General features: G+C 66.9%; 21 protein-coding genes. 5 read left to right on the top strand and 16 right to left on the bottom strand.

The features are described 5' to 3' along the window. Window positions 1–312 precede the first annotated feature (312 nt). Window positions 313–2892 carry a penicillin-binding protein 1A gene (locus U5760_RS13820; protein ID WP_322012457.1) on the bottom strand — a complete coding sequence of 860 codons (2580 nt, stop codon included), beginning with the start codon at window positions 2890–2892 and terminating at the stop codon, window positions 313–315. A 338-nt stretch (window positions 2893–3230) separates the two neighbouring features. Here U5760_RS13820 and U5760_RS13815 point away from each other — a divergent pair, with 338 nt between their 5' ends. Next, window positions 3231–4379: a porin gene (locus U5760_RS13815; RefSeq protein ID WP_322012820.1), complete on the top strand. Its 1149-nt coding sequence runs from the start codon at window positions 3231–3233 to the stop codon at window positions 4377–4379. Window positions 4380–4431: 52 nt separating this feature from the next. On the opposite strand, the gene U5760_RS13810 is transcribed toward U5760_RS13815, so the two are convergent. The 5 genes from U5760_RS13810 to U5760_RS13790 form a co-directional block, all read right to left on the bottom strand. Next, complete coding sequence (locus tag U5760_RS13810) at window positions 4432–4731, bottom strand: hypothetical protein (protein ID WP_322012455.1); 300 nt, start codon at window positions 4729–4731, stop codon at window positions 4432–4434. 105 nt (window positions 4732–4836) lie between these two features. Next, window positions 4837–5451 (bottom strand): flavin reductase family protein, encoded by a 615-nt coding sequence (locus tag U5760_RS13805; protein ID WP_322012454.1) that lies wholly within the window; start codon window positions 5449–5451, stop codon window positions 4837–4839. A gap of 352 nt (window positions 5452–5803) precedes the next feature. Beyond that, window positions 5804–5959, bottom strand: a complete 156-nt coding sequence (locus U5760_RS13800) for a hypothetical protein (RefSeq protein WP_322012452.1) — start codon at window positions 5957–5959, stop codon at window positions 5804–5806. Window positions 5960–6146: 187 nt separating this feature from the next. Next, window positions 6147–7124, bottom strand: a complete 978-nt coding sequence (locus U5760_RS13795) for a hypothetical protein (RefSeq protein WP_322012451.1) — start codon at window positions 7122–7124, stop codon at window positions 6147–6149. Window positions 7125–7269: 145 nt separating this feature from the next. Beyond that, a complete protein-coding gene (locus U5760_RS13790; protein WP_322012450.1) occupies window positions 7270–7956 on the bottom strand; it encodes an MgtC/SapB family protein in 687 nt (228 codons plus the stop codon). 180 nt (window positions 7957–8136) lie between these two features. Here U5760_RS13790 and U5760_RS13785 point away from each other — a divergent pair, with 180 nt between their 5' ends. Beyond that, window positions 8137–9246: an AGE family epimerase/isomerase gene (locus U5760_RS13785; protein ID WP_322012449.1), complete on the top strand. Its 1110-nt coding sequence runs from the start codon at window positions 8137–8139 to the stop codon at window positions 9244–9246. A 34-nt stretch (window positions 9247–9280) separates the two neighbouring features. On the opposite strand, the gene U5760_RS13780 is transcribed toward U5760_RS13785, so the two are convergent. Then, window positions 9281–10903: a methyl-accepting chemotaxis protein gene (locus tag U5760_RS13780; RefSeq protein ID WP_322012819.1), complete on the bottom strand. Its 1623-nt coding sequence runs from the start codon at window positions 10901–10903 to the stop codon at window positions 9281–9283. A gap of 283 nt (window positions 10904–11186) precedes the next feature. Between U5760_RS13780 and U5760_RS13775 the strand changes: the two genes are divergently transcribed. Next, on the top strand, window positions 11187–11630 hold the full coding sequence (locus tag U5760_RS13775; RefSeq protein WP_322012447.1) for a PaaI family thioesterase: 444 nt from the start codon (window positions 11187–11189) through the stop codon (window positions 11628–11630). Window positions 11631–11764: 134 nt separating this feature from the next. Here U5760_RS13775 and U5760_RS13770 read toward each other — a convergent pair whose 3' ends face one another. The 9 genes from U5760_RS13770 to U5760_RS13730 form a co-directional block, all read right to left on the bottom strand. After that, window positions 11765–12613 (bottom strand): ureidoglycolate lyase, encoded by an 849-nt coding sequence (locus U5760_RS13770; protein WP_322012446.1) that lies wholly within the window; start codon window positions 12611–12613, stop codon window positions 11765–11767. 51 nt (window positions 12614–12664) lie between these two features. Further along, entirely contained in the window at window positions 12665–13408 is a 744-nt protein-coding gene (locus U5760_RS13765; protein ID WP_322012445.1) for an SDR family oxidoreductase, read from the bottom strand. A gap of 97 nt (window positions 13409–13505) precedes the next feature. Then, window positions 13506–14405, bottom strand: coding sequence for an amidohydrolase family protein (locus U5760_RS13760; protein WP_322012444.1), 900 nt, complete (start codon window positions 14403–14405; stop codon window positions 13506–13508). Window position 14406: 1 nt separating this feature from the next. After that, window positions 14407–15447 carry an aldo/keto reductase gene (locus U5760_RS13755; RefSeq protein WP_322012443.1) on the bottom strand — a complete coding sequence of 347 codons (1041 nt, stop codon included), beginning with the start codon at window positions 15445–15447 and terminating at the stop codon, window positions 14407–14409. Window positions 15448–15502: 55 nt separating this feature from the next. Next, window positions 15503–16801: a UxaA family hydrolase gene (locus U5760_RS13750; RefSeq protein WP_322012442.1), complete on the bottom strand. Its 1299-nt coding sequence runs from the start codon at window positions 16799–16801 to the stop codon at window positions 15503–15505. 48 nt (window positions 16802–16849) lie between these two features. Continuing rightward, entirely contained in the window at window positions 16850–17176 is a 327-nt protein-coding gene (locus tag U5760_RS13745; protein ID WP_322012441.1) for a UxaA family hydrolase, read from the bottom strand. A 21-nt stretch (window positions 17177–17197) separates the two neighbouring features. After that, the gene (locus U5760_RS13740) at window positions 17198–18256 is read right to left on the bottom strand and encodes an ABC transporter permease (protein ID WP_322012440.1); all 1059 of its coding nucleotides are present in this window, start codon (window positions 18254–18256) and stop codon (window positions 17198–17200) included. Beyond that, the gene (locus U5760_RS13735) at window positions 18246–19769 is read right to left on the bottom strand and encodes a sugar ABC transporter ATP-binding protein (protein WP_322012818.1); all 1524 of its coding nucleotides are present in this window, start codon (window positions 19767–19769) and stop codon (window positions 18246–18248) included. The genes U5760_RS13740 and U5760_RS13735 overlap by 11 nt, the downstream gene beginning before the upstream one ends. A 32-nt stretch (window positions 19770–19801) precedes the next feature. Continuing rightward, a complete protein-coding gene (locus tag U5760_RS13730; RefSeq protein ID WP_322012439.1) occupies window positions 19802–20911 on the bottom strand; it encodes a sugar ABC transporter substrate-binding protein in 1110 nt (369 codons plus the stop codon). 199 nt (window positions 20912–21110) lie between these two features. Here U5760_RS13730 and U5760_RS13725 point away from each other — a divergent pair, with 199 nt between their 5' ends. Next, window positions 21111–21938 (top strand): IclR family transcriptional regulator, encoded by an 828-nt coding sequence (locus U5760_RS13725; protein WP_322012438.1) that lies wholly within the window; start codon window positions 21111–21113, stop codon window positions 21936–21938. A 187-nt stretch (window positions 21939–22125) separates the two neighbouring features. Beyond that, complete coding sequence (locus U5760_RS13720) at window positions 22126–22668, top strand: hypothetical protein (protein WP_322012437.1); 543 nt, start codon at window positions 22126–22128, stop codon at window positions 22666–22668. The last annotated feature ends 11 nt before the right edge of the window (window positions 22669–22679 follow it).

The raw sequence follows: 22679 nt of genomic DNA, 5'->3' as shown, positions 1-22679 counted from the left end.
CCTGTCCACGAAATCTGGGGATAAGCCCGCCCCGTGTTGCCCAATCGTTGCGGCATCCGATGCATCAGGACGACTTGCTTTTCGCGTCAAGGACTTAGCTTCGCTGTCCCAAAGTTGCCCACAAGGCTTTCCACGAAAAGTGGGGATAACTATGAAATCCGAACGGGCCGACGTTTGGCACACCGCATCGCCCCGCACGCGGCCACATTGCTGAGCAGTGCCGCAGAAGTATCAAGGATCCCTTCGCAGTGCGATAACGACGAGGCGACTCGGCGGCGCGCCCCTGCTCCCCGCAGAACGCGCGCCGCCGCCTCATTGCCCTTGCGGCTGCACGGGCGGCGTGTACTGAGCGCCCGGGCCGCTCTGCTCGGGGCCGCTGTCGTCGGGCGTGGGCGTCGGCGCGAGCGCGGGCTCCTGAGCCGGGAACGGCGACGTGGCAGCAGGCTCGCTAGCCGGGCCGAGGATCGGCGGCACGCCCAGTTCGCGCGGTTGCGAAGCCGCCAGAGGCGCCGATGCCTGCGATGCCGCCGAAACCCCCGAACCCGCCGTCGCAGCGGAGGCCCCAGACGCCACCGCTTCGGAAGCCAGCTTCGGCACCACGCGCGGTGCGGGCGCGCGCCGGACCGGTGCGGCCGGCGTCTCGACCTTTTGCGTTCCGAACAGCGTCTCGATCCATGCGCGCAGCTTCTCGCGGAAGGTCTCGAACGCGCCCGGCGTCACCTCGGTATCGAAGCGCGCGCGCGGATCCACAATGCGTGCGCGCAGCGCGCGCTGGAAGAAGTCGCCGACGATCGGCAACGCGCTGCGCGCGCCCTGCCCCCAGTAGTCGTCGAGCGTCACGCGGCCGTCGTCGAAGCCGACCCATGCGCCCGCAACGAGTTGCGGATCCATGAGAATGAACCAGCCATCCGTATTGCCCTGCGTGGTGCCGGTCTTGCCGGCCACGTCGGCGCGAATGCCGAAGCGCGTGCGGATGCTCGAACCCGTGCCGCGATTCACCACGTCGCGCATCACGTCGATCAGGGTGCGGTCGGCGGACTCGGAAAGCGCGCGCTCGGGCGAAGCGCTCGGGAACTCCGCGAGCACGTCGCCCTTGCTGTCCTCGATGCGCGTGACCATGCGCGGCTCCAGGTACTCGCCGTCGTTGGCGATCGTGCTGTACGCCGACACCATTTCCTTGAGCGTCACCGGGCTCGTGCCGAGCGCGAGCGACGGCACCGGGTCGAGCTCGCTGTCGCGCACGCCCATCGAACGCGCGAGACGCGCCACCTTGTCCGGGCCCACCTGCTCCATCAACTGCGCGGTAATGCGGTTGCGCGAGTAGGCAATCGCGTCGCGCAGCGTCATCGGCTTGTTGCTGGGCGGCACGTCGTCGTCCGGGCGCCAGATTTCGCCGCCCGCCAGCGGGATTTCCACCGGCTGATCGATAAACGTGTCGGTCGGCTTCGCGCCCGCGGCAAAGGCCGCGCCGTACACGAAGGGCTTGAACGTCGAGCCCGGCTGGCGCCGCGCCTGCTGGACGTGGTCGTAAGGCTCGTCCGCGAAGTCGCGGCTGCCCACCCACGCCTTGATCTGCCCGTTGCGCGGGTCGATGGCGAGAAAGCCCGCCTGCACTTCGGTCTTGTCCTTGCACAGCGCGCGCATGAAGGTGCGGTCCGAGGCAAGCTGCTTGAGCGCATCCTCGTCGTTCGCGCCGGCGTCGCGCACGCTCTTGTAGTCCGGCGTTTCGCGCATGAAGGTGCGGAAGAGATCGTTGGCCGGCGTGCAGCCCTTGCCGTTCCAGGCGCCGTTCGCGATGGCCTGCAACTGGTTCGCATGCTGCGCGAGCGCGGCGGTCGCCATGGCCTGCAGGCGCGAATCGATCGTAGTGCGAACGATCAGGCCATCCGAGTAGATGTTGTAGTCGTTGCGGTCCGCCCACGCGATCAGCCACTTGCGCAACTGCTGCGCAAAATGCGGGGCCGGGCCGGGCGGCTCGGTCTGGCGCGCGAAGTCGAGTCGCAGCGGCTTTTTCGAGAGCACCGCGTACTGCGCGGGCGCGAGCTTGCCGTACTTCACCATCTGCGAGAGCACGGTATTGCGCCGCGCGAGCGCGCGCTCCGGATTGATCACGGGGTTGTAGTAGGCGTTGCCCTTGAGCATGCCCGTGAGCGTGGCGCTTTGCAGCACGTCGAGCTGATCCGCCGATACGCCGAAGTAGGTGCGCGCCGCCATCTCGATGCCATACGCGTTGTAGAGGAACGGCACCGTATTCAGATAGGTTTCGAGAATCTGCTGCTTGCTGTAGACGGACTCGATCTTGAACGCCGTGATCGCCTCCTTCAGCTTGCGCGTGAGCGTGGGCGCGCGGCCGATCTCGTCGGGATAGAGATTGCGCGCGAGTTGCTGCGTGATGGTCGAGCCGCCCTGGCGGTCGCCCGAAAAGGTGTGCAGCGCGGCGCCCGCGGTGCGCTTGAAGTCGATGCCGTGATGCTCGTAGAAGCGGTGATCCTCGGTCGAAATGAGCGCATCGACCATGTGCGGCGAGACCTCGTTGAGCGGCACCCAATCGCGGTTCGAGGGCTTGAACTCGGCGAGCAGCTTGCCGTCCGCGGAGAGGATCTGCGCGGGTTCGTCCACGCGCGCCTTGCGGATGTCGCCAATGCCCGGCGTGAACGGGATCAGCACCAGCACATAGAGCACGAAGAGCGCCGGCACGGCCGCAATGCCATAGAGCACGCCGCGCCGCGTCGGATGCCGCAGATGATGAAGCGCCTTCGCGGCGAGCGGGGCAAGCCTCGCACACGCGGCCGCGAAGAAAGGCTGGAGACGGTGGAAACGGGCCACGCCTGCCTGGAAGCCGGGCTTCAGGCAGGCGGACCATTTGGCGAACTGATCGCGGACGAACGACACGTAACGCTTCACGCGGACAAAAGATGGGCTGGAAAAGCGTGCATCGTATCAAAAATCGCCCTCTGCTCCGGTACTTGCCCGCGCGCCGCGATTAATCTGCGCTCCGCAATAAATGCCGCTGCAACATCATGCGTGGCGCGCTCGAACGGCCGATCCCGCCGTCGAATATGACGCCGCGATGAAATGGTTCTTCCAGATTCAGGAAGGATCCTGTCCAGCCAGCCCGGCTTTTCCGGCAGCACTTAATTCTTACACTCCTGACGCTGTTTTCAACCGCTACGGCATCACTCAGGAGTCCATTCGTGAAGAACAAGAATTCGCCCGCTACCGGGCCGGTCATGACGACCGTTACGGCCTTTGCAGCCCTCGCCACGTTTGCACCGGCCGCTCACGCGCAAAGCTCGGTTACGCTCTACGGCCTGATCGACGCCGGCATCTCGTACACCAACAACGTGGCGAGCGGCAAATCGGGCGGCGCGCTCTGGCAGGCGACGAGCGGCGAGGTCAACGGCAGCCGTTTCGGCCTGCGCGGCAGCGAGGACCTGGGCGGCGGCCTGCATGCGATCTTCGTGCTGGAGAACGGCTTCAACGTGCAGAACGGCAAGCTCGGTCAGGACAGCCGACTGTTCGGCCGCCAGGCCTATGCCGGCCTCGCGCAGGACTCACTCGGCTCGCTCACGCTCGGCCGCCAGTACGACGATCTCGTCGATTTCGTCTCGCCGCTCTCGGCCACGGCCGGCACTTTCGGCGACACCGGCTTCGCGCATCCGTTCGACAACGACAACCTCAATCACTCGCTGCGCATCAACAACGCAGTCAAGTACACGAGCAATACCTATAGCGGCCTGAAGTTCGGCGCCATGTACGCGTTCTCGAACCAGAGCGACTTCGGCACGAACCGCGCATACAGCTTCGGTGCGAGCTACAACACGGGCCCGCTCGCCCTGGCGGCCGGCTATCTGCAACTGAACAACACGCAAGGCGCGAACTCAGGCAGCCCGGGCGCGGTCGATCTCGCGGAATCGACGGCCAACGGCAAGGGCGGCTTCGCGCTGGGCGCCGATCGCCTGCGCTCGTTCGGCGGCGGCCTGAACTACACGTTCGGCCCGGCCACGGCAGGCTTCGTGTTCACACGCAGCGAATACGCGGGATCGACGGCCTTCGGCTCGCAGGGCGGCGACGTGAGCTTCGACAACTACGAAGTGAACGGCAAGTACCAGCTCACGCCGGCCTGGATTCTCGGCCTCGCGTACACGTACACGGACGGCCACGTCGATCAGAGCACGACCTACGGCGCCGATCCGAAGTGGCAGCAGGTGAACGTGCAGGCGGTCTACCGGCTCTCGAAGCGCACCGACCTCTATGCCGAAGCGATGTACCAGCACGCAAGCGGCCACAACTACGTGGCGTTCATCAACACGGCGGGCGGCGCTTCGACGACGGCCAATCAGGTCGTGAGCACCGTGGGCATGCGCGCGCGGTTCTAGGAAGCGGCGGTTGGCGTGGCGCGGAAAGCCCCGGCGGGCCTCGCGCGCCGCGTCAGACAACGAGCGAAAGGACGATCGCGCACCACACCGCGCACGCGCCGCACAAAAAGGTGCGGCGCGCGACGAGCATGCGCGACTCGTCGCCGGGCGTGCTCATGGGCGAGGTGGCGAGAAACGGCACGCAGCCGAGGCACGCGAATCCGGCCAGCGCGATCACCACGACGATGCGCTCGCCGAAGCGCCAGGGCGAGGGCTCGTGCAGCCCCCAGTAGCCGAGAAAGAGCATGCCCATCGAAAACATCGTCGCGGCGGCCGAACTGAGCGCCACCACCGATCCCGTTGGAAATTGCATGTGCGTCTTCTCCCGATGCGCCTCGCGCGAAGTCGGGCCATTATCGGCGCAGGGCGGCGCGCGAGGCAACCTCGCGCGGCGGACACTGCAAGGCCGCGGTGCGACTTACGCCGTCGGCCGGAACATCTGGAACATCTCGCCGATCTGCGCGTAGTCGGCACGATAGCCCGCGCGCATGATGGGCTGCGCGGCGTGCGTATCGAACAGGCCGTCCTTGAGAAACTCCTCGCGAATATGCACGCCCACCACCTGGCCGAGCGCGAGCCAGTTGTCCATCGGCGTGCCGTCGAGCGTGGCAAGCCGCACCACCTGCAACAGACGGCATTCGAGCGCGGCCGGCGATTCGCCCACGTGCGGCACGTTCACGTTGCGGCCCGGCGCCGGCGTGAGCCCGGCGAGCGCGAATTCGTCGACCTCGGCGGCAACGGGCGCCGAGGTGCGGTTCATCTGCTGCGCGAGCGGCTTCGAGGCGAGATTCCAGACGAATTCGCCGGTCGCCTCGATGTTGGCAATGCTGTCCTTGCGGCCCTCGCTGCAGAAACCAATGATCGGCGGGAAAGTCGCGAACGCGCCGAAAAAGCTATAGGGCGCGAGATTCAGGCAGCCGTCGGCGGCCCGGGTGGAAACCCAGCCGATCAGGCGCGGTGCGACGATCGCCTTGAAGGGATCGTGCGGCAGACCGTGGCCGGCGGCGGGATCGTAGAAGTAAGTGCTCGGCATGACGAAACTTTGCGTGGGCAAGCTGCGGGAATGGGGTAGCACTATGACACGGCTGCCGGCGCTTTGCCGAGGTAGCCGCAGAGTGGGATTTGTCCACAGATTTTGTTGAGAGGGCTGTGGACAAGCTGCGCACATCCCACCCAGGGCGCTGATGCACAACGCCTTTTTACCGCGCCCGTCGATTTGTGCAGCACGAGGGCCAGCCCTATCGCGCCGGGTCTGCGAACCGCGAAGCCCCAAACGCAACAAGGCCGGCTCCCGTTGGGGAGCCGGCCTTGTCTCTGGCTGGCGTATCCGGCGCAGCGCGGCGGGCGGCGCAGAGGCCGCCGCGCGCTACTCGCGCAGGTGCGGCTTACTCGCGCGGCAGGCCGAACGGCATGTAGTGCGAGCGGCGAACGCGTTCCGCTTCGCGGTGGCGTGCACGGTACGAGTACTCTGCATCCATCGGCAGATACGGCGAGGCGAAGAGATCGCTCGCCTTTTGAATCAGTGCAAGGATAAAGCTCATGGCGACTCCCGGTTAGTTGGACGATAAGGGTTTTCCCTAGGACAAGAGCATTATAGGGTTTTCCCTAGATCGTGACTAGTGCGGCGCAGCAAAAAAGCTGCGGCACCCCGTCGCACCGGGATCAATGTCAATGATGCGTTGCAACAAAACAACGCATCGCCGATTTCAATACGGGGACAAAACGGACTCAGCGGCCCCGGGTTTGACTGGCAGGCCGCGCGTGATGGGCGCGCGGAACGGCATGCTGGGTCCGATGCGGCGGCGCTTCGCGAACGGCAGGGACCGGCGCAGCGGGCGCAGGCGCCGACGCGGCCACCGGCGGTGCCGCCAGACGCGCCAGCGCGCCGGCAAGCGCCGCCTGCTGGTCCTGCATCATCTGCGCGAGATGCTGTTGCTGGGCGCTCGTCTCCGACGCGAGACGCACCAGTGCGACCGTCTGGGCGACGCCGGCCGCTACTGTCACCACGAGCGCTCCCGCCGCCGCCGCGAGGGTCCACTTCATGCGACGCGACAGTTCGGCCGCCGCCCGGCCCTGATCCGCGATCCTGCCGTGCAGCGCGTCCACGGCCTGGGCAAGCGCCTTCGTGCGGGTGTCTTCCGGCGCGGGAGGCACTGCTGGCGCGATGCGCGACCCGGTGTCGGCAATTTCAGGCGGGGCGCTCGCGCCGTCATCCGGTTTTACGTCGTCGGTCGCCGCGCTTTCCGGCTCTCGCAGCGCGGGTTCTTCCAATGCCGCCGCTACCGCTGCCGCCCTCGTCCGCGTGCTACGACGCGGCGCGGCCGCCACTGGCGCCAGCGCCGGCTGAACTGCCGATTCGACCTCGGCGCCCGGCGCAGCCTCGGCACGCTCCACCACCGGTTGTTGAACTCCGCTCAGCTCTTCCTGACCCGAATGGACATCGGGCGTTCGCATCGATGGCGCGGGCCTGTGGGTGGGATCGTCGCCGAACAGGTCGAAGGTGCTCTCGTCGCGCGGCGGCTCGGCCGGTTGCGCAACCGGCGATGCGACCCGCGCAGGAGTGTTCCCGGTATCGGCGGGAAGAGCGGAAGCGGGGGAAACCCGTCGCTTCGGCGGCACACCGCGCGCGGCACGCGCGGCGTTGGGGGAGGTGGGATCTGCGTTGTCTGCGATATCAGCCATAAGGATCGAGGCGTCCTGCGCCACGCGGGGCGGGTCCAGCCACGGCGCGGCGTCTTCGTGCGATGGATTCGAGTCTGCATTGTCGCATGGGGGTGTCCGATTACCGGGCCGAACACCGGCCAGTTTCGGGTCGAATTCGACGCTAATGCGCCACGCATGCGTGCGTGCCTCAACCCGGCGCGCCTTCCTCGCGAAACTCCTTCACGGCCGGCAGTTGCCGCAGCGCCGCGCAGATCGCCTCGTACTCCATCGAGGAAACCCGGCCGAGCGTAATCATCACGACGTCGAGTTCGGGCGAGTCGTCGCTCTGCTGGACGACGAACTGCTTCACGCGCGGGCTCGACGCGCCGAGCGCATCGTGCAGCGAATGGAACGTGAGCGCGCCGCGATCGACGATCAGCGAGATCTGCCGGCGCTGCCGGAACGTGATGAAGCGGCGCTCCAGCGGCTTGATGCCCGCGAGGATGATGAGAATGATGATGGTCGCCGCAATGGCTGCCGTATACAGACCACCGCCCACGGCGAGGCCGATGGCCGCTACCGACCACAAGCTCGCGGCCGTCGTGAGGCCGCGCACGATCTCGCCGCGCAGAAGAATCGAGCCGGCGCCGAGGAAGCCGATGCCCGAGACGACCTGCGCGGCCATCCGCGACGGGTCGAGTACGACGTGGTCGTTCGAGAGCACGTCGGCAAAGCCGAACGCCGAAACGATCATGATGAGCGTCGAGCCCACGCACACGAGCATGTGGGTGCGCAGGCCGGCAGCCCACGAGAGCCGTTCGCGCTCGAAACCAATGACGCTGCCGAGGGCGGCGGCCAGCACGAGCCGCGAGATGAGTTCGATATTGGTGATCATTGGGGGTGACACTCCTTTTTTGGTACGGATGGCTTCTGCCCATTCAGAGCCGTCCTGTCGATATCCGCAAAGGCATGCGCCGGTCCCGGCCGAGCCCGATCCGGGCACTATCCTGCGCGGGTGCCGCGCCTCCTCCAGGTTGGCGGTGCGGCGTACAATCGCCGTCTTCGCCTACTTTCGATGCCGCCCGGCGCGGCGCGCTCCATCATGCCAGCACCCGCCAGCGCAGGACTGCGCGACCACTTCGACCGCATCGTACTGCCGCTGTGGCGCGGACCCGGCTTCAACGCCGCGCTGCGCCTGCCCTACGAGGCCGTGGAAGCCAGCGGCGCCGCGCCCCTGCCGGCCGTCCGCTATCGTGCGATGGCCTGCGCCCGCCAGTTGTTCGTCTTCTCCCAGGCCGGCGACGCGGAGCATGCCCACACGCTGTTCGAAACGCTGCGGCACTACTTTCAGGACAACGTGCGCGGCGGATGGTTCTTCAGCGTCGATCCGCAAGGGGCGCCGCTCGACACCACCAAGGACCTCTATACCCACGCTTTCGTCGTGTTCGCGTGCTCGGTTTATGGCGCGCGTTTCGGCGTGAGCACGGCGCTGGACCTCGCGCGCAGCACCTCGGCGCTGATCGTCGATCGCTTCGCCGCCGGTGACGGGCTCTTCAACGCGGCGCTGGATGCCTCGTTCACCCAGGTAACGGGCACGCCCATCCAGAATCCGCTGATGCATCTCATCGAAGCCTGGCTCGCCGCCCGCGAGGCAACCGGCGACGCCGCCTTCGATAGCGCGATCACGAGGCTCGTCGAAGCGATCTCGCGGACCTTCCTGCACGCGCCCACGGGCTGCATCGCCGAACTGCCCATCGGCGCGGCGGACAACCGGCTGGAGCCGGGGCATCAGTTCGAGTGGTTCTGGCTGGTGTCGTGCGCCGCGGGACGGCTGGGCGCATCGGGGCTAGACGAGGCGCTTGCGCGCGCCTTCCCGTTCGCCGTGCGCCACGGGGTGGATCCGGCGAGCGGCGCCGTGGCGGCGGCGCTCGACGAAACAGGACGGGTGATCGACGCGACCCAGCGCATCTGGGCGCAAACGGAGTACCTGCGCGCGATCGCGACGCACGGCGACGCCGCAGTGGGCGCCACGCTGCCGGGCCAGATCGAGCGATTTGCGGCGCGCTTCTTGACGCCGCAGGGATGGGTGGAGTGCCGCAGCGCGGCGGGCGAAGTCGCGCGTGCGGACATGCCGTCCACCACGCCTTATCACCTGCTCACGGCCTATACCGCGCTGCCGCTCTGACCGACCGTCAAAGAGAGGCGCCCGCGGCCGGAAATCAGCCCAGCGCCATCTGCGCGTGGGGCTCGCTGCGCAGATCCGGGCCCGAAGCCAGCGCGCGCCCTTCGGCCAGCACGGCCGGCGAGATCTCGAAGGCCGCCACCGCATTGGCCAGTTGCCGCGTCTGCTCGTGCAGCGACGAAGCGGCGGCGGCCGCCTCTTCCACGAGCGCCGCATTCTGCTGGGTCATCTGGTCCATCTGGGTAACAGCCTGATTGACCTGCTCGATGCCCGAACTCTGTTCGAGCGACGACGCGCTGATGCCCGCCATCATCTGCGTGGCGCGCGAGATCGAAGTCGAGACCTCCTCCATCGCCTCGCCCGCCCGGGCAACCAGTTCGGAGCCGCCGCGGATCTGCGCCACCGACTCGCTGATGAGCGTCTTGATCTCCTTGGCCGACTGCGCGCTGCGCTGCGCGAGCCCGCGCACCTCGCCCGCCACCACTGCGAAACCGCGGCCCTGCTCGCCCGCGCGCGCCGCTTCCACGGCCGCATTGAGCGCGAGGATATTGGTCTGGAAAGCGATGCCGTCGATCACGCCGATGATCTCGGCGATCTTGTCCGAGCTGTCCGCAATGCCCTGCATGCGCTCGACCACCTCGTTCACGACGGAAGTGCCGCGCGCCGTGGCGTTGAGCGCCGCGTCGGCCAGCGTGCTCGCCTCGCGGGCGTTGTCGGCCGTGTTGCGCACGGTGCCCGTGAGCTCTTCCATGCTCGCGGCCGTTTCCTCGAGCGACGCGGCCTGCGATTCCGTGCGGGCCGACAGATCGGCGTTGCCGGTCGCGATCTCGTTCGCGCCCACGTGGATCAAGCTCGCCGTCTCGCGCACCGTGTGCACCGTGCGCGCGAGGCTCGCCTGCATCGTCGCGAGGCCGCTGAAGAGCCGGCCGATCTCGTTGTCGCCGCGTGCAATCACGCGTTCGTCGAGGCGCCCGCGCGCGATGCGGTCGAAATGGCGGCCGGCTTCTTCGAGCGGCGCCACCACGCCGCGCCGCAGCCCGACGTACACGCCCGCCACGAGCGCGATCAAGCCGACCAGGATCGCAAGGCCGACCGCACGAAAGAGCGCCATGCGCGAGTCGATCGAATCGAGCGAATCGCGGCTCGCCGCCGCGCTGTATTGCGCGAAGCTGTGCAGCTCGGCCAGGTAGGCGTCCTGGTAGGACTGCGTGGGCTGGTCGAGGAAGGCCTGGATGTTGTTTGCGTCGAGATCCTGGGCCAGTTCGCCCAGCGCCTTGCGAAACACCTGGTAGCGCTGCGCGAGCGCTTCGACGTGCGCGCGGTCGTCCTGGTCCACGGGCGGCACGTCCACCAGCGCCCCGAACGAGCGGTCCGCCTCGGCCAGCTGCTCGCGCGCGTGATCGACGATATCGGCAGGCTCGGTGCCGCCGCGCACCATGCGCGTGCCGGCGCGCGAGAGGTTGATGCGCGCGTCCATCAAATGCTGGGTGGTTTCGTTGGCAGCGTTGGCCTGGCGCAGCGCCACGCGGGAGAGGTCGTCCACGTCGTCGTGGGTGCGCGTGAGCGCCCAGAAACCGAGCCCTTCCGTCACGAGCTGCAGCACACAGAACGCAACGAGCACACACAACAGGCCGGAAGCGACCTTGATCTTGCTGAACATCTTGAACACCTGGGATTGGGTGGCTGGGGAAAGTGCGGCGCGCAGCATGGGGTCGCTCGCGCCCAATCTGCGTTTACGGCCGCGCAAACGTTGATTTGAGCCTCAAACCATGAAAAAACTGCCCAAAATGCACCACGCATGAAGTCTCGAAATAATGCGCGCCGGATTCCACGCATTTTTCGCAACAATTTAGATCGCGGTCCCGCGATTCCCCTTGCGCCCCCGCGACCCGCTTCCTAGAGTGGTTAGGAAACCATGCGGGCTGGCCCCGGGGAACCCAACGATGACTGATCTCGTAGATCGCGCGCGCGGTGCTCTCCACGCGCAGCCGTTCAGCGTGCTGCTCGGCACGGAACTGATGCACGTCGGCGCCGGCGAGCTGACGCTGAGGCTGCCGGTTCGCGACGAACTGCGCCAGCAGCATGGCTTCGTGCACGGCGGCGTGATCAGCTACCTCGCCGACAACGCGCTGACCTTCGCCGGCGCGCTGGCCCTCGGGCCGCGCGTGGTGACGGGCGAATACAAGATCAACTATCTGAGGCCGGCGCTCAACGGCACGCTCATGGCGCGCGCGAAGGTCGTGCATGCGGGACGCCATCAGGCGACCTGCCAGTGCAGCGTGTTCGTGATGGAGGACGGCGACGAGCGCCTCGTGGCGATCGCGCAGGGGACGGTGAGCCGTCTTGGGGAACCGTCCGGACGCGGGGAGCCGGATCCGGCCGATTGAATCCGATTGAATCCGATTGAATCCGATTGAATCCGACTGAATCCGATTGAACGCGATGGAAGCGAGAGGATGCGGGGCGCGCGGCCCCGCAGTCGAAGCAACGAAACGTCTGCTGAAAACCCCGTCTCTATGCCTTACTCGGCGGCGCGCGTCTTCTGCGCCTGCTCGCCCATCCCCTGGATACCGAGGCGCACCGTCTGCCCGGCCTTCAGGAACACCGGCGTGGGCTTGATGCCCATACCCACGCCCGGCGGCGTGCCGGTGGAAATCACGTCGCCCGGTTGCAGGCTCATGCACTGCGAAAGATACGAAACGAGCTTCGCCACCGGGAAGATCATCGTGCGCGTATTGCCGTTCTGATAGCGGTGGCCATCCACTTCGAGCCAAAGGTCGAGGTTCTGCGGATCGGGCACCTCGTCGCGCGTGACGAGCCACGGACCGGTCGGGCCGAAGGTGTCGAAGCCCTTGCCCTTGTCCCACTGGCCGGCGCGCTCGATCTGCCATTCGCGCTCCGAAACGTCGTTGACGACGCAATAACCGGCCACATAGTCGAGCGCGTGCGCCTCGTCCACGTATTTCGCGTGCTTGCCGATCACCACGCCCAGTTCCACTTCCCAGTCGGTCTTCTTCGAGCCGCGCGGAATCTCGATGTCGTCGTTCGGGCCGACGATCGCGCTCGTCCACTTGTTGAACACCACCGGCTCGGGCGGCACGGGCATGCCGGATTCGGCGGCGTGGTCGGCATAGTTCAGGCCGATGCACACCATCTTGCCGATATGGCCCACGCATGCGCCGAGGCGCGGATTGCCCTCGACGACCGGCAGCGTTTCCGGATCGATCGAGCGCAGTTGCGCGAGGCCCGCGTCGGAGAGCACGTCGCCGGCAATGTCGGCCACCGCGCCCGACAGCGAGCGGATACGGCCTTCGGCGTCGAGCAGGCCCGGTTTTTCATGGCCTTTCGGCCCATAGCGAAGCAGTTTCATCGTCTCAGTTTCCTCTGGATCATGGCTGTCGATACCGGGAGCGCCCTGCGCTCAAAGCGCCCAGCCTCCGTCGATCACATGGGCCTGGCCGGTCGTGAACGACGACTCGTCCGAGGCGAGATACAGCGCGAGCGCGGCGATCTCTTCCGGCTTGCCGACGCGCCCCATCGGCTGGCGCGCGACGAACGCCGCGCGCGCCGCATCGACCGTGGTGCCCTGCGCGCCCGCCTGGGTGGCGATGCGATTTTCGAGCGAGGGCGAGGCCACTGTGCCCGGGCAGATCGCGTTGCAACGAATGCCGCGCGTCACGAAGTCGGCGGCGACCGACTTCGTCAACCCTATCACAGCCGCCTTCGACGCGCTGTAGGCACAGCGGTTGGGCACGCCCTTCACGCTCGACGCCGCCGACGACATGTTGATGATCGAGCCGCGGCCCGCGTCGAGCATGGCCGGCAGGAAGGCGCGAATCATGCGGTACATGGCCTTCACGTTCAGGTCGAACGCGAAGTCCCAGTCCTCCTCGCTCGCGTCGAGCACCGAACCCGCGTGCACGAAACCCGCGCAGTTGAACAGCACGTCGATGGCGCCCAGTTCGCGCGCGAGCGCTTCGATCGCCTGGGGGTCGAGCACGTCGAGACGGCGCGCCTCCACCGGCAGCGCCGCAAGCGCGTCGGGGCGGATATCGGTGGCGATCACGCGCGCGCCTTCGCGTGCGAACAATTCCGCGGTCGCGAGACCGATGCCTTGCCCTGCCGCGGTAATCAAAGCCGTCTTGCCGGCCAGTCGTTGTGCCATCTGCCACTCCAGTTGGATGCGCGGCGCTCGCCTCGCGTGCGTTGCGTGCATCGCAGGCAGGTTGCCGCTTTCAGGGATGAAGATTCGTGCTGCGATTTCATGCCGGTTTCGTGCGCCGACCTCGCAGGCGATAGAACGCCGCCGCATTCGCGCCGAACACCGCCGCGCGCTCCGTTGCACTCAAACCTTCGAGCAAGCGCGTCGCGCAGGCGTGCCAGCCCTCGTAGTCGCCATTGAGACCGAGCACCGGCCAGTCGCTGCCCCACATGAGCCGTTGCGGGCCGAACGTGGCCAGCAGATGCGCGACATACGGTTCGAGCGTCGCGTCGTTCCAATGCGGCGCGGCTTCGGTGGCGAGGCCCGAGAGCTTGCAGAATACGTGCGGAAAGCGCGCTAGCCGGACGATGGCCTCGGTCCATGCGGATGAGATCGCGGTGTCGTCGCGGGTGTCGTCGCGGCTGTCGTCACTTATCGGCGGTTTGGCGCCGTGATCGACCACCACGCGCAAGCCCGGATGCCGCGCGATAAACGTTTCGAGCGCAGGTGCGTGGCGCGTGAAAATCAGCGCATCGAATGCGAGATCGTGGGCGATCAGCGCTTCGACGGCGCGCGCCGTATCGGCTTTCGCGATCCAGTCGTCGTCGGGCAGGTCTTGCAGCATGGGCCGCACGCCGAGGAATTTCGGCTCGCGCGCGAGTGCGGCGATCGTGTCCGGCGCCAGCGGATCGTCGAGCGGCACCCAGCCCACCACGCCCGCGATCGAGTCGTCTGTGCGCGCAAGGCCCAGCAGATAGCGCGTTTCTTCCAGCGTCGGCGCAGCCTGCACGACCACCGTGCGCGTCACGCCGCAACGCGTGCGCAGCGGCGCGAGATCCTCCGGGCCGAACGTGCGATAGAGCGTGGGAAGCGCCGGCGTGAGCCATCCATAGTCGCCGCGCGAGGGATCCCAGTAATGCTGGTGGGCGTCGATCTGCGCGGAGTCGGCAGGGGTCGTCATGTCAGGCAGCCGGCAGCGGCGCGCGCGGATCGACGAGGCCTTCGTCGCGCAGCGCGAGCCACAGATCGGCGGGAATGGGCCGCGCGAACGACGCTGCGTTCTCGCGCACCTCGGCCGCACTGCGCGCGCCGTTGAGCACGGTCGCAACAGCCGGATGCGCATACGGAAACTGCAGCGCAGCCGCAGCGAGCGGCACGCCGAAGCTGTGACACACCGCGTCGAGCCGCGCCACGCGATCGATCACGTCGGGCGGCGCATCGCCGTAGTTGAATTTGCGCTCGCCGCTCAGGCCCTGCGCGAGTATGCCCGAATTGAACGCGCCGCCCAGCAGGATGCTCACGCCGCGCTCGAGACACGCGGGCAGCAGATCGTCCAGCGGCGCCTGTTCGAGCAGCGTATAGCGGCCCGCGAGCAGCGCGCAGTCGATCTGGAACTCGCGCATCGCATCGAGTATCACCTCGCGCTCGTTCACGCCGAAACCCACGGCCTTCACCGTGCCCGCCGCACGCAATTCGTCGAGCGCCCGGAAGCCGCCGCCTTCGGTGAGCTGCTGCCAGTAATGCGGATGCCGCTCGCCATGCGTATAGCGGCCAATGTCGTGCACGAGCAGGATGTCGATATCGACGATGCCCATGCGCTGCTGGCTGTCCTCGAACGAACGCAGAATGCCGCCGTAGGTGTAGTCGTAAATCGCTTCGAAGGGCAACGGGTCCTGCCAGCCTTCGCTGCCGTCATAAACGTGGGTGCGCGGCACGAAGCGGCGCCCCACCTTGGTCGAAAGCACGTATTCGCTGCGCGGATACCGCCGCAGCGCCGCGCCCAGCCGATGCTCGGCCTTGGTGTGGCCGTAGTGCGGCGCGGTGTCGAAGAAGCGGATGCCGGCTTGCCACGCGGCATCGACGGTCGCCTGCGCCTCTTCCTCGGTGAGATCGCGGTAGAGGCCGCCCAGCGGCGCCGTGCCGAGGCTCAGCGCGCTGGCTTCGAGCGCGCTGCGCCCGATGCGCCGCTTCGTCCCCACCTGCGGATGCCATTCCTGCGCCATGCCTCGTGCCTCCCGAAAGAGCAATAGTGAAAGATTACGCCAGGCGTTGCGCCCGTCAATGCGGGGCAATCTCGACCACCCGCGCGCGCGCGCCCGCAGGCAGGCACGCCGGGCCGACCGGCTCGAACGTCTTGTAGGTGAGGATGAATTCCTGGTGCCCGAGCGCCTCAGACTTCGAGTGCGCGCCCGCCGCCACCGCGAGCGTCGTGTCGAACACCTCGCGGCCCACTTCGTCGAGCGTCGCGCGGCTTTCGAGGATGCGTCCCGCATCGATGTCCATGTCGCCGGCGAGATTGCGGTACGTGAGCGGATTCGCGCACACCTTGATGACGGGCGCAAGCGCCGAGCCCACCACCGATCCGCGCCCCGTGGTGAAGAGGATCACGTGCGCGCCGCAGGCGATCAGCTCGGCGATTTCGGCGTTGTCGCTGATGTTGGGAAAGCCGAAGCGCGGCTCGCCGTCCGGCACCACGTCGAGCAGATAAAGGCCACCCGTGGGCGGCACGTCGCCGGGCTTCACGATGCCGACGATGGGCGATGCACCGCTCTTCGCATACGCGCCCAGCGACTTTTCTTCCTGCGTGGTGAGGCCGCCATCGGCATTGCCCACGGCGAACGAGCCGTGGCCGAGTATCGAGTAGTAGCGCGCGGCCTTCGCCACGCACGCCACGATAGCGTCGCCCAGTTCGGGCCGCGCGGCCCGGTTCTTCATGTGGTATTCGCAGCCCACGAGCTCGCCGGTTTCTTCGAAGATGCAGCTTGCGCCCGCTTCGATCAGATGGTCGAATGCGCGTCCCACCGCGGGATTCGCCGTGATGCCGCTGGTGCCGTCCGAGCCGCCGCAGATCGTCCCCACCACGAGTTCGTCGAGCCCCATGGGCACTTTCTTCTGCGCGGCGAGCGTCTGGCGCGCTTCGCGCACCCAGTCCACGCCGTATTGAATCGTGCTGCGCGTGCCGCCCTTTTCCTGAATCGTCAGGACTTCTACTGGTCTGCCGCTTGCGCGCACCTGCTCCGCCAGATAGTGCTTGTTCATGCTCTCGCAGCCCAGCGAGACGAACAGCACCGCGCCCACGTTCGGATGCGTGGTGAGCCGCTGCACCATCTTCTCGGCGTAACTGTTGGGATAGCAGCCTGGAAAGCCGATCAGATGCACGGGCGGTTCGCGTGAGTCGTCCAACGGCGCGTCGCCGTCGAATGCATCGAGCGGCGCGCGAAACTGCGCGACGATCTCGCGCGCCACGTGATGCGCGCATTCGACGAGATAGGCCACCGCAACCACGTTGCGGATGCCTTTGCGGCCATCGCTGCGCAGCCAGCCTTCGAGATGCGGAGTGACTTCGGTGTCGGTCATGACGGAATGTCCTGCGGGCGGCCGTGCCGCTTTTCTTTGACGCACGAATCAGTGGGATACGAATGCGTGGCCCGCATCGTGCGTATAGGTGGGCAGATAGTCGCTTTCGAGGTTATGCGTATGCAGATGCTCGCCGCGCGCCACGGGCCCGGTCACATGGCCGATGGAGGCGCCATAGCGCAGCACCTTTTCGTCCTGCGCGAGCGCACGCCGCGCGACCTTGTGGCCCAGTTCGATCGTCTTCGCGAGCGTCACGCGCTCCCCTTCGATTTCGACCGTGGCGCCCGCTTCGAGACGCGCCGCCGCGATCAGGCAATTGTCCTCGGGGGCGAGCAGGATGAGGCGTGCATCGGTAGGCTGTGAGCCGCTCTTCACATTCGTTCTCCGCGTTGCCGGTCAGTTCTGCGCTTCGCCGCCCGCCAGCCGCGCCACCATCAGCGAGCCGAGGATGATCGCGCCATAAATCGCCTGAACCCAGAACGAGGGCACCTGGGCGAGCGTGAGCAGGTTCTGCACCACGCCGAGCAGCAGCACGCCCAGCAGCGCGCCGAGCATGGTCCCCTTGCCGCCGTCGAGCGAGATGCCGCCGATCACGGCCGCCGCGAACACGGTGAAGATCATGCCGTTGCCCTGATTCGCGTTGATGGCGCCCACGTAGCCCGTGACGATGAGGCCGCCCGCCGCCGCGAGGATGCTGCCCAGCACGAACACGCCCCACGTGATGCGCTCGACGCGGATACCCGCGGCACGCGCCGCATCCAGATTGCCGCCGATCGCATAGAGCGCGCGGCCCACGCGGTGATAGCGCAGCATGAACGCGGCCACCGCGAAAGCGGCCGCGGCGAGCCACACCGAAAGCGGCAGCCCGAGCACGATGGTAGTGGCGAGCGCGAAGAACGAAGGCGGCATGTCGAACAGCGTGCCGCCCTTGGTCGCGCCCACCAGCATGCCGCGCAGCACGATCAGCATGGCGAGCGTGACGATGAACGCGTTCAGGCGCAGCCGCACGACCAGAAAGCCGTTGATGAAGCCGATCAGCGCGCCCACCAGGAGGATCGCGAGGATCCCCACGAAGGCGGGCCATTCGAGCCCGAAGCCTGCCGAAGCGGCCGGCATGACGAGCATGGCTCCGACTGCGGGCGCGATACCCACGGTCGATTCGAGCGAAAGGTCGAACTTGCCGGTCAGCACGATGAGCGATTCGGCGAGCACGACGAGCGCGAGCGCCGCCGACGCGCCGAGCACGCTGATGAGATTGGCCCGGGTCAGAAAGCTCGGGCTGACGAAGCCGCCGATCACCACCAGCAGCAGCAACGCCGGCAACAGCGCGAAATCGCGCAGGCGCGCCAGCTCGATACGCGGCTTCGCGCGCTTCTTTGCGGACGCGACGGCCCCGGCCTCGCCCGCCGAGGCGGCGAACGTGGGCGACGCGGGCGTCGAAACACTAGGCTTCATGAAGACTGACTCCTTCGATCGATGCAATCAATTCGTGGTCCTGCCAACCGGCCGGAAACCCGGCGACGATTTCGCCGCGAAACATCACGAGCACGCGGTCGCAGGTGCGCAGGTCGTCGAGTTCGCTCGACACCACCAGCACCGCTTTCCCTTCGTCGCGCACGCGATCGACGACCGAGAGCAGCGCTTCCTTGGACTTCACGTCCACGCCCGCGGTGGGGTCGATCAGCACGAGCACGTCCGGATCGCTCGCGAGCGCGCGCGCCATCACCACCTTCTGCTGATTGCCGCCCGAGAGCCCGGAAACCACGTGCTCGGGCCCTTGCGCCACGATGCCGAGCGTCTCGATCGCCCGCTGCCCCACGGCGCGCTTCTTCGCCGGCGGCGCGATGCCGAAGCGGCCGAGCAGGCCCGCGATGGTCATCGAAGCGTTTTCGGCAATCGATTGCGTGAGCACGAGGCCCTCGTGGTGCCGGTCCTTCGGCACGCAGGCCACGCCGTGCGCCAGCGCCGCGGGCACGTCGCCGGGCTTGAGCGCCGCGCCCTTCACGCGAATCTCGCCCGCTTGCTGCGCGGCGAGCCCCGCAATCGCTTCGCCCACGCCGGTGCGCCCACTGCTCGTCGCACCGGTCAGGCCCACCACTTCGCCGCACTTCACCGCAAACGACACGTCTCGGTAATCGCGACCCGCAATGCCGATCACTTCCAGCGCGACCTGCACGTCCTCCGCGAGCGGCGCGCGGTTGACCGCATCGGCCACATTGAGGCCGCCGCGCTCGCCCGTCATCGCTTCGATCAGGCGCTCGCGCGGCAACTCGGCCACCGGCGCGCTGACGATATGCCGCGCATCGCGCAGCACCGTCACGGCCTGGCAGATCTCGTACACCTCCTGCAGATGGTGCGAGATAAAGAGGAAAGTCACGCCGTCGCGCTGCAACTCGTCGATACGGCGAAAGAGCCGCTTGATCTCCTCGCCGTCGAGCTGCGCCGTGGGTTCGTCGAGGATGATGAAGCGTGCGCCGTACGAAAGCGCCCGCGCGATCTCCACGAGTTGCCGCGCCTCCACGCTGAGGTCGCCCGCGCGCGCGTCCTCGCGCACGTCGATGCGCCAGTGGTCGAGCAACGCACGCGCATCGCGCCGCATGGCCCGCCAGTCGATCGCACCGCGTTTCAGCGGCTGACGGTTGATGAAGAGGTTCTCGGCAACCGTGAGCTCGCGGATGATCGTCGAATGCTGATAGACGCAGGCCACACGCTCGCGCCACGCATCGCGATCCGCGAGCGCGGGTGCGTTCTCGCCGGCAAAACGCACCACGCCCTCGTCGGGTTTGCGCAGCCCCGTGAGAATGGAAACGAGCGTCGACTTGCCGGCGCCGTTGCGGCCCACCAGCGCATGCGACTCGCCCGGCATCACGCGCAGGCTCACGCCGGCCAGCGCCGCCGTCGAGCCGTAGCGCTTCGTCACGCCCGTCGCCTCGACGACGGGCACCGCACCGCCCGTTTGCGCATTCATCGTGTCGCTCGCCTCAACGCTCGCTTGAACGCTCATTTGACCGTGTTACCCCACAGGTTCTTGTCGTCCACGTTCTGCTTCGTCACGAGCGGCGCCGGCAGTTGGTCTTCGAGCACGCCCGATTGCAGCTGGACGATCGTGCTGTCGTGATCGGTCTTGCCCGGCTTGAAGGTCTTGCCCGCGAGCGCGGCCTGAATGTAGTAAAGGCCGTACTTCGCGTAGAGATCGGCGGGCTGCGAAATCGTGGCGTCGATTTCGCCCTTGCGAATCGCTTCGTATTCCTGCGGAATACCGTCATTCGAAACGATCACGATATGCTTCGGATCGCCCGCCGGGAACAGCAACTGCTTGCGGCGCAGGGTCTGGAGCGTCGGCGAGAGATAAACGCCGCCTGCCTGCATGTAGATCGCCTTCACGTCCGGGTTCGCGGTGAGCAGGCTGTCCAGCGCGCTCGCCGCCACGTCGCCCTTCCAGGCGGCCGGAATCTCGAGCAGCGAGAGATTGGGGTACTGCTTGAGGCACGCGCGGAACGCTTCCGAGCGGTCGCGCCCGTTCACCGAAGCCAGATCGCCCATGATCTGCACGACCTTACCCGACTTCACGTGCTGGCCGATGTACTCGCAGGCCTTCGCGCCATAGGCGTGATTGTCGGCGCGCACCACCATCGCGACCTTGCCCTGGGTCGGCGCCACGTCCACGGCCACCACCTGGACGTCCTTCTGCGCAGCGTTGACGAGCGCACGGCTGATCGCGGCCGAATCGATCGGACCGACCACGATGCCCTTCGCGCCCAGATTCACCATGTTGTTCATGTCGGTGATCTGTTGCGCGGGATCGTTGTTCGAATTGACGGGCGCGAGGATGTCGATGCCCATCTGCTTCGCGTACACCGTCAGGTAGTTGTTGTACGACTGCCAGAACGGCGAGGTGAGGAGCGGCAGGCCAAGACCGACCTTGCCCTCCCCGGCGGCGTGGGCGGGACCGAAGGCGGCCGAAGCGGCCAGCGCCGCGCCGCAGGCCGCGGCGATGCGCAGTGCCCTCGCGGCGCGCGTGAGCGCATGAGCCCGGCGGGATTCAACGGAACGGCGCATCAGGCTGCGAGTGAAACGGCGGGCCTTCACGGGCCCGAATGCGAACACCATGTCTGTCTCCTATTTCTGTCGTTGTGAATCCGGCCTGGCTGTGACATATCTATTCACCAGTGAACGTATTATTCATATACGAATGCCAAGAGGTCAAGAAATGTGCAGTGCAGCAAGACCCCGTGCTTTCCCTGGGGACTCTCCTGCGCAGCACGCGCAGACCCGGATAATCCAATGAGGACAACATGAAGAGGGCCGGATGGTGACCCAGCTGAAGAACCCGGAACCGGACGACAGGGAAGACAGGGACGAGAAAGACGACGGCGACCGCTATCGCGCGCCTGCGCTCGACAAAGGTCTCGACATCCTCGAACTGCTCGCGGAGCAGCGCGGCGGCCTCACACGCGCGGAGATCACCAAGGCGCTCGGGCGCAATGCGAGCGAGATCTACCGGATGCTGGAGCGGCTGGTGGCACGCCAGTACGTGATGCGCTCCGAGGCCGGCGACCGCTATGCGCTGAGCCTGAAGCTCTTTGCGCTGGCGCACCGCCATCCGCCCACGGAACGCCTGATCGTGCAGGCGCTGCCGCTCATGCAGCGCTTCGCCACCGAGGCCGAGCAGTCGTGCCACCTCGCCATGTACGACCGCGGCAACCTGCTCGTGATCGCGCAGGTGGACGGCCCCGGCACGTGGGGCATCGCCGTGCGGCTCGGTTCGCGCGTCGGGCTCGTGGATACGAGTTCGGGCCGCACGATTCTCGCGTGGCAGACGCTGGAGCAGCGCGAGCACATGCTCGCGGAGCACACGAAGGTGAAGGGCGAAGTGACGATCGACCACGCGGCGCTCGAAACAGCCTGCGAGCAGATCCGCGAGGCCGGATTCTCGCGCAAGGACAGTCAGCAGATCTTCGGCGTGACCGACGTGACTTTTCCGGTCCTCGGACCTTCGGGCCAGGCCATTGCGGCGCTCACCTGCCCGTTCCTCAAGCGGATCGACGAGTACGTAGCGCCTTCGCTGGAGGAAGCGACCCAGATGCTGCACGCGACCGTGCAGGCCTTGTCGATGATGCGCGAGGAAGAAGCGTAAAACGTCGCGGCCCTGCCGCGAGCAGGGCCCGCGCGAGATGTGACATCCGCGGCAAACCGGTTAGAATGGCGGCCCTCTGTCGGCCGGCGCGGGCATTCGTGCGCTCGCTCCGGCTCTATGCGAACTCCGGCTCAACTTCTCAACAATCGGTCCGACGCGGCATGCGGCGGCCGTCCGATCACATCCCATGGCGAAACTTCTGACCGATCAAGAATTCCAGCGCTTTTCCGAACTTCAGCAGAAGCAGGCAAGCTTCACGATCACGGCCGAAGAGGCCGATGAACTACGCGAAATCGTCGCGCGCGCGCAAAAGAAGCGCGACGACCGCGCCGATGCGATGCAAACCGTCGAAACGGCCATCGCCCAGTTCGAGATCACGCCCGACGAATTGTTCTCGCCGGAGCAGATCGCCGAAGCCGCGCGCAACTATGGCCTGATTCCGGCCACGAAAAAGGAGCGGGTGCTGCCGCCCTCGCTGACGTTCAACGGCAAGACTCACCAGTGGACCCGCGCGCTGCCCGAAGAGATTCGCGCGCCGCTCTTCGAAGCCTTCCAGGGCGGTCAGTCGGTCAAGACCTTCATCGCCACGCCGAAGGACGCCGCGCGCTGCGCCGCGACCATCGCGCGGCTCGAAAAGGAAACCGGCGCACAGTATGCGCAGGCGTGGCTCGAAGAACTCTCGCTCACGCGCGGCCAGGTGGACGACGCCGTCGCGAAGCTCGCGGCCTGACGCAGGGCGTC

Source organism: Paraburkholderia sp. J12 (assembly GCF_905220215.1).
In the GTDB taxonomy this organism is placed as follows: Bacteria; Pseudomonadota; Gammaproteobacteria; order Burkholderiales; family Burkholderiaceae; genus Paraburkholderia.
Note: the sequence above shows the minus strand (reverse complement) of the source record. Positions and strands in the feature narration are given on the sequence as shown.